This is a genomic window from Pseudomonas sp. 22189 (genome assembly GCF_052045635.1).
Classification (GTDB): Bacteria; Pseudomonadota; Gammaproteobacteria; order Pseudomonadales; family Pseudomonadaceae; genus Aquipseudomonas; species Aquipseudomonas parakoreensis.
This window is the reverse complement of the sequence record NZ_JBQEPG010000083.1, coordinates 1-352: the sequence shown is the minus strand read 5'-3', so window position 1 is coordinate 352 and position 352 is coordinate 1. Positions and strand designations below refer to the sequence as shown.

General features: G+C 62.2%; 1 protein-coding gene. It reads right to left on the bottom strand.

The window, feature by feature from the left end; genetic code table 11:
- Positions 1-352 (bottom strand): hypothetical protein (locus ACTJKS_RS28090; protein ID WP_440829061.1); only part of this gene is annotated, 352 nt, incomplete at both ends.

Below are 352 nucleotides of genomic sequence, written 5' to 3'. Positions count from 1 at the left end.
GAGGGTGTAGCTGTAGCTGACCACACCGGTCGCTGCGTTGAAACCTGTGATGGTCAGTGTGCTGCCGAGCGGCGTGGTCACCGATTGTGGGAAGCCGGCGGCCACACCATTGGTGACGACCGCGATGCCGCCGACGGTCAGCGTGGTGACGCCGTCCAAAGCGGTAATCGTGAAGGTGCCGCTTTGGGTCAGCGCGGTTGGGTCAGGAGCGCTGCCGGTGCTGAGGTTTTTCTCGTAGACCGTGAGTTCGCCGCCGTTGACGTCGAGACCGTTGAGGACCACCGGATCGTCGTTGTTGTGGATCTGCAGCACCAGATTCGCGGTGCTGGTGTCACCGTCAGAATCGGTGATG